The following is a 6,408-nucleotide window of genomic DNA, read 5'->3' as shown; positions in this document are numbered from 1 at the left end:
CCCAATACGCAGGAAGAGAAGACAAAAAAATATGGATAAACTTGAATTGTTCACAACTTTATCCACAGCTTGTTGATAATATGGAGGACATTCAAATCTATTCACAATCAAAAGTAATACCATCATAGCAAAACTCCCCTTGATTTTCAATGAACCCACGGATATTATCCACAAATTCAACCACTTGTGTATAATTAATAGCCACAATACTACATATTGTTGATAATTTGTTTAGCATTCGACATGATCCGGCAATCATTTATTTTTTTATACACAGGTTGTCCATGCGACAAGGATTTTTTGGCGCTTGTTGGGCATAAGTGGATAACTTTGAGGAATTGTGGATTATTAAATTTGCCTTGGTAGCTGTGGATAAACGTTAATTAGGAGAGGGAAAAGAGGGAGGAGGTTTTCGGTTGACTTTTAGTTCCGATTTATGTTTTAATATATAAAGGTGTTTTCTGTGAGGTGTCTTCTCAGACAAATGAAAATGATGATCTTGTAGATACTGTCCTACCTGGGACGGCCAAGCCGTTTATAGACAGTCCATTAAGTTCCTGCAAGGGAGGTGCAATACATGAGACCGACGTTCAAACCGAATGTAAGCAAGCGCAAGAAGGTGCACGGGTTTCGCGCAAGAATGAGCACGAAAAATGGCCGCAAAGTGCTGGCTGCCCGCCGTCTGAAAGGCAGAAAAGTTCTGAGTGCGTAAGTCAGGTTAGGTAAGACCACTACGGTGGTCTTTTTTTACATATAAGAGGATAAGCATCGCGCTTATCCTCTTATATGTCTGGGGAAACGGGTAGTGTTCCTTACTGGGAGCTTAGCCGTTTCTTCTTGCATAAGAGGGGAAATAACCGGCTGCCTGCGTTAGGGATGGCGCTTTAAGGCTGCTGCCTGCCTCGTTTAATGAAGTCCTCAGGTGACTATAATAATAAGAAGAAAAATTTTGAAGACCCTTTAAGGTCTTTGAAACAAGGAGATTCCCGTGCATAAAAGCTTGCGTTTACGAAACCGCGCCGATTTCAGCCGCGTATACAGACATGGGAAGTCGTTTGCGAATCATCAGTTTGTGGTGTACTGGTTCAACCGAAAGCAGTTGGAGCGGTTCCGGGTCGGTGTATCGGTCAGCAAAAAGGTTGGGAACGCCGTTGTCCGCAACCGGATGAGAAGACTCGTGAAAGAGATCGTACGTCACCACGAAGCCGAGATCGCCGGCGGGCTGGATATGGTATTCATCGTTAGAAAAGGAGCTCTGGACATGAGCTATGCGGAGCTTGAAAAAAGCGTGCTGCATGTGCTGCGCAAAGCCAAGCTGCTCAAGGCTTCGCGCAAATAGATGGGACGGCTGGGCTTGTTTATTTGTCTTCATAATTATGGTATGATTTACGGTGCAATGGAATGTTTAAGAGAGGGGTTATGAAGTGTCTCTATTGAAGACTAGACGAGGAAAATGGTTTCTCCTCATCACCGGATTGGTTCTAATGATGGCTGTTTTGTCTGGGTGCGGTCAATCGGCCACGGTTACGCATACAACAGAGGATTTGAAGAACGGGAACTTTTGGGAAAAAAATGTTGTTTTTTATTTTGCCGAGGCGCTGGAATTATTTGCGAGATGGTTTAACGGAGAATATGCGCTGGCCGTCCTTGCAATGGTAATTATCGTCCGTACGCTTATCTTACCCCTGACGATGAAGCAGATTAAGAGCTCACGGGCTATGCAGGCCATTCAGCCTGAGCTTCAAAAAATTCAGAAAAAATATAAAGACAATCCCCAAAAAGTCCAGCAGGAAACAATGCGGCTCTTCCAGGAGAACAAAGTCAATCCAATGGCGGGCTGTCTGCCGCTGATCGTACAAATGCCGATCTTTATCGCTCTTTACAACTCGATTTATTACAATCCCCATCTGCGGGAGCATTCGTTCCTTTGGCTGCAGCTCGGAAAGCCCGACCATTTGTTCATCCTGCCGGCGCTTGCCGCGATAACGACATATTTGCAGACCAAAATGATGTCGTCGATGAATCCGATGCAGCAGCAGGGCCCTATGCAGTTCATGCTGATGGTTTATCCGGTTTTAATCTTTATTATGTCTTACAACTTCCCGTCCGCACTGCCGCTTTACTGGGTATTCAGCAACCTGTATACCATCGGTCAGAATTATTTTCTTTACCGGGGAAATAGCACTCCCCAAACGGCAGCCGTTGATTCTGACAGCGGTGGTAAGGCGAAGTTGAAGGAGGCCAAAAAGTCCAAATGAACAAAGTCGTCGCGACAGGGAAAACCATTGAAGAAGCTGTAAAGCGCGGACTTGCCCAGTTGGCAGCCGAAAAGGACAAGGTTACGGTCACCGTGCTTGAACAGCCGTCAAGAGGATTCCTGGGATTAATCGGTGCGAAGGACGCGAAGGTGGAACTGACCTTGCTTCCTGAACCTGCACCGGTATCAGCGGCGAGTGCTCCATCACTGCCTCAGCAGAACGAAACAGAGACGACAAGAGAGGCGATCGGGGGCGCACCCCGCCAGGATTCCGAAAAACCGGTAGAGGAAGCTTATCAGGAGGCCATTCGTTTTATAGTGGATGTCGCCCGGAGTATGGGACTTCACGTAGATGTGGAAGTCATTCACTCCAAGGATGCCGACACACTGCAAATCTCCGGTCCGGATTTGGGGCTGCTGATTGGCAGAAGAGGACAAACTCTCGATGCATTGCAATATTTGGCCAATATCGTTGCCAATCGTTATTCCGACAGCTTTATCCGTCTTGTGCTGGATGCGGAGAATTTCCGTCAACGGCGCAAGAAGACGCTTGAGGATCTGGCAGACCGTCTGGCAGGCAGGGTCGTTCGTACCCGCAAGGAAGTTGTGCTGGAGCCCATGCCGTCGCAAGAGCGGAAGATTATCCATTCCAGACTTCAGGATCACCGCCAGGTGAACACCTACAGCAAGGGCGAAGAGCCGAATCGCCGTGTCGTTATTACATTGAAGTAGAGACTATAGCCGCAATGACTCCTTGACACTGTAAGGGGTCATTGTTTTTTTAACGAATATTTGGTGCTTGATTATTTGATGAGGAAAGGTGAAGGTAGACATGTTTAGTGATACAATCGCCGCTGTTTCGACGGCAGTCGGCGAGGGAGGAATCGCAATTATCCGGGTAAGCGGACCGGACAGCATCACTCAGGTAGCACCTTTGTTCCGAAGCCGGATTCCACTGACGGAAGCAGAGAGTCACACCGTTCACTATGGACATATCGTAAGTCCTGGCAATGGCGAAATTATGGAAGAAGTACTCGTCACTGTCATGAGGGCCCCGCGTTCTTTTACGACTGAAAATGTTGTGGAGATCAGTACGCATGGGGGTGTCATCTCGGTGCGCAGAGTGATGGATATACTGCTTCAGCAGCAGATCCGCCTGGCGGAGCCCGGAGAATTTACCAAGCGGGCATTTCTCGGAGGCCGAATCGATCTGTCCCAGGCTGAGGCGGTAATTGACCTCATTCGCTCAAAGTCCGATCGCGCTTTTTCCGTTGCTCTGAAGCAGGTGGGAGGTTCATTGTCGCAGCGGATCGGGGATCTTAGACAAAGTCTGCTGGAGCTGCTCGCTCATATTGAGGTCAATATCGACTATCCCGAGCATGATGTTGAACTGCTGACGGCGGAATATGTCAAAGACAAGAGCAGTGAAGTAATGGCAGGGATTGACCAGCTGCTTAAGACAGCGACTCAAGGAAAAATTCTGCGCGAAGGGATTACGACTGCTATTGTCGGCCTTCCTAATGTCGGAAAATCGTCGCTGCTTAATGCGCTGGCCCGAGAAAATAAAGCGATTGTGACGGATATTCCCGGAACGACCCGGGATGTCATCGAAGAATTCGTCACGATAAACAACATTCCGCTTAAGCTGCTGGATACGGCTGGTATCCGTGAAACTATGGATGTTGTGGAAAAAATTGGGGTAGAACGTTCCAAAGCTGCCGTCAGTGAGTCCGATCTTATTCTGCTTGTGCTGAATGCCAGTGAGCCTCTGCATGAGGATGAATTAACTTTAATGGAACAAATCCACGGTAGACAAGTTTTATGTATCATGAATAAAATGGACTTACCGTCGAAATTGGACAAAAGTGTGCTGCTGCAGCATTTCGATGAATCTGCTATCGTTTCAATGTCCGTGCTGGAAGAGAAGGGCCTTGACCGGCTGGAGGAGGCCATTTCCGAACTCTTCTTCGGAGGCAAGCTGGAGTCCGGCGATTTGACCTATGTCAGCAATGTGCGTCATATCGCGCTGTTAAAAAAATCGCATAAGTCGCTTCAAGATGCATACGAAGCAGCGGAACAGCTGATTCCAATCGACATGATCCAGATTGACGTCCGGCTTGCCTGGGAACAGCTTGGAGAGATTGTCGGCGATACGGCGGCTGATTCGCTGCTGGACCAAATTTTTTCGCAGTTTTGCTTAGGAAAATAAGACATACGGCGCTAGAGAGCCGTTTTTAATATAAAGGAGGAAATGTAATGAGTTATGAAGGAGGAAGCTATGACGTGATCGTCATCGGCGCGGGGCATGCAGGCTGCGAAGCCGCCCTGGCCGCCGCCCGCATGGGCTGCACTACCTTAATGGTGACGATCAATTTGGATATGATTGCGTTCATGCCCTGCAACCCGTCGATCGGTGGACCGGCCAAAGGTCATGTCGTCCGTGAAATCGATGCTCTTGGCGGTGAAATGGGCCGCAATATTGATAAGACTTTCATCCAGCTACGTATGCTTAATACCGGAAAGGGACCGGCTGTTCACGCGCTGCGCGCTCAGGCCGATAAGTTTCTGTACCAGCATACAATGAAAGAAACGATGGAAAAGACGCCGAATTTGACGCTGCGTCAGGGAATGGTAGAACGGCTCGTTGTAGAGAACGGTGTTTGCGCAGGTGTGATAACCAAGACGGGAACGATTTACCGCAGTAAAACCGTCATTTTGACTACGGGCACTTATCTGCGGGGTAAGGTAATTATGGGCGAGACCACTTACGAGAGCGGTCCGAATAATCAACAGCCTTCGGTTAAGCTCTCGGAGCACCTGCGTGAGCTGGGCTTTGAACTGGTGCGTTTCAAGACCGGCACTCCGCCGCGTGTGCACAAGGATACGATTGACTTCTCCAAGACGGAAATCCAGCCGGGTGATGAGCATCCGAAATTCTTCTCCTACGAGACGAAATCGTCGGACAACGAGCAGCTTCCCTGCTGGCTGACCTATACGTCGGAGGATACCCATGCGATTATTAATAGCAATCTGCATCGCGCTCCGATGTTTACCGGCATTATTGAAGGAACGGGACCGCGTTATTGCCCTTCTATCGAGGACAAGGTAGTTCGTTTCAGCGACAAGCCGAAACACCAAATATTTCTTGAACCGGAAGGAAAAAACACTGCTGAATATTATGTTCAAGGCCTGTCTACCAGCTTGCCTGAAGATGTCCAACTCTCCATTCTGCGCTCGATTCCTGGGCTGGAAAAGGTTGAAATGATGCGCAACGGATACGCCATTGAATATGACGCGATGGTGCCTACCCAACTGTGGCCGAGCCTGGAAACGAAGCGCCTGCCTGGTCTGTTCACGGCTGGACAGATCAACGGTACTTCCGGGTATGAGGAGGCAGCGGGACAGGGAGTGATGGCCGGCATTAATGCTGCCCGCAAGGCGCAGGGGAAAGAACCGGTTATTTTGGACCGGTCCCAGGGCTATATCGGCGTGCTGATTGACGATCTTGTGACCAAGGGTACGAATGAGCCCTACCGTCTGCTTACTTCCCGGGCAGAGTACCGGCTGCTGCTTCGTCACGACAATGCCGATCTTCGTCTAACCCCGATTGGTTATGAAATCGGTTTGATTTCTGAAGAACGTTATGCGGCTTTTATGGATAAGAAGCAGAAGGTGGAACAGGAAATCCAAAGAATGCAGGGTACAAAGGTGAAGCCGTCCGAAGTAAATTCCACATTGGAAGAAAAAGGATCTGCACCGATTGTCGACGGCAGCAATCTGCTTATCTTGATGCGCCGGCCGGAAGTGGATTATTCATTTGTAGAGCGGATTTCTCCGCCGCCGGTCCTATTGGATGAGGAAATGAAGGAGCAGGTTGAAATTCAAATCAAGTATGCCGGTTACATCGAGAAGCAGCTTCAGCATGTGGAGCGGCTGCAAAAGATGGAGCAAAAAAAGCTTCCTGATGACATCGATTACAGCGATATTCATGGGTTGGCCATCGAAGCCCGGCAAAAGCTGGCCAAGATTCGTCCGATTTCCATCGGTCAGGCATCCCGCATCTCCGGCGTGACACCGGCTGATATCTCTATCCTGCTAGTTCATTTGGAACACTATAACCGGGTGACCGCAGCGAAAGGATAAGAGACCGT

6 protein-coding genes are annotated in these 6,408 nt (G+C 48.9%); all 6 read left to right on the top strand.

What is annotated here, in order from left to right:
- Nucleotides 1-577 precede the first annotated feature (577 nt).
- The 6 genes from rpmH (at nt 578) to mnmG (ending at nt 6,400) form a co-directional block, all read left to right on the top strand.
- Nucleotides 578-712, top strand: a complete 135-nt coding sequence (rpmH, locus tag PDUR_RS26805; RefSeq protein WP_025337168.1) for a 50S ribosomal protein L34 — start codon at nt 578-580, stop codon at nt 710-712.
- A gap of 276 nt (nt 713-988) precedes the next feature.
- Nucleotides 989-1,339 (top strand): ribonuclease P protein component, encoded by a 351-nt coding sequence (gene rnpA, locus PDUR_RS26800; RefSeq protein ID WP_042208922.1) that lies wholly within the window; start codon nt 989-991, stop codon nt 1,337-1,339.
- 85 nt (nt 1,340-1,424) lie between these two features.
- The gene (locus PDUR_RS26795; RefSeq protein WP_042208921.1) at nt 1,425-2,258 is read left to right on the top strand and encodes a YidC/Oxa1 family membrane protein insertase; all 834 of its coding nucleotides are present in this window, start codon (nt 1,425-1,427) and stop codon (nt 2,256-2,258) included.
- Complete coding sequence (gene jag / locus PDUR_RS26790; protein ID WP_042208920.1) at nt 2,255-2,989, top strand: RNA-binding cell elongation regulator Jag/EloR; 735 nt, start codon at nt 2,255-2,257, stop codon at nt 2,987-2,989. Before PDUR_RS26795 ends, jag begins: the two co-directional genes overlap by 4 nt.
- Nucleotides 2,990-3,089: 100 nt before the next feature.
- The gene (gene mnmE, locus PDUR_RS26785; protein ID WP_042208919.1) at nt 3,090-4,466 is read left to right on the top strand and encodes a tRNA uridine-5-carboxymethylaminomethyl(34) synthesis GTPase MnmE; all 1,377 of its coding nucleotides are present in this window, start codon (nt 3,090-3,092) and stop codon (nt 4,464-4,466) included.
- A 47-nt stretch (nt 4,467-4,513) separates the two neighbouring features.
- Nucleotides 4,514-6,400, top strand: coding sequence for a tRNA uridine-5-carboxymethylaminomethyl(34) synthesis enzyme MnmG (mnmG, locus tag PDUR_RS26780; protein WP_042208918.1), 1,887 nt, complete (start codon nt 4,514-4,516; stop codon nt 6,398-6,400).
- Nucleotides 6,401-6,408: the final 8 nt, after the last annotated feature.

It is taken from the genome of Paenibacillus durus, assembly GCF_000756615.1.
Classification (GTDB): Bacteria; Bacillota; Bacilli; order Paenibacillales; family Paenibacillaceae; genus Paenibacillus_AQ; species Paenibacillus_AQ durus.
Note: the sequence above shows the minus strand (reverse complement) of the source record. Positions and strands in the feature narration are given on the sequence as shown.

What these genes read in the sequence shown, in the direction of transcription:
- rpmH (WP_025337168.1), top strand. Translation starts at nt 578, where the DNA reads ATGAGACCGACGTTCAAACCGAATGTAAGCAAGCGCAAGAAGGTGCAC.
- jag (WP_042208920.1), top strand. Translation starts at nt 2,255, where the DNA reads ATGAACAAAGTCGTCGCGACAGGGAAAACCATTGAAGAAGCTGTAAAG.
- mnmE (WP_042208919.1), top strand. Translation starts at nt 3,090, where the DNA reads ATGTTTAGTGATACAATCGCCGCTGTTTCGACGGCAGTCGGCGAGGGA.
- mnmG (WP_042208918.1), top strand. Translation starts at nt 4,514, where the DNA reads ATGAGTTATGAAGGAGGAAGCTATGACGTGATCGTCATCGGCGCGGGG.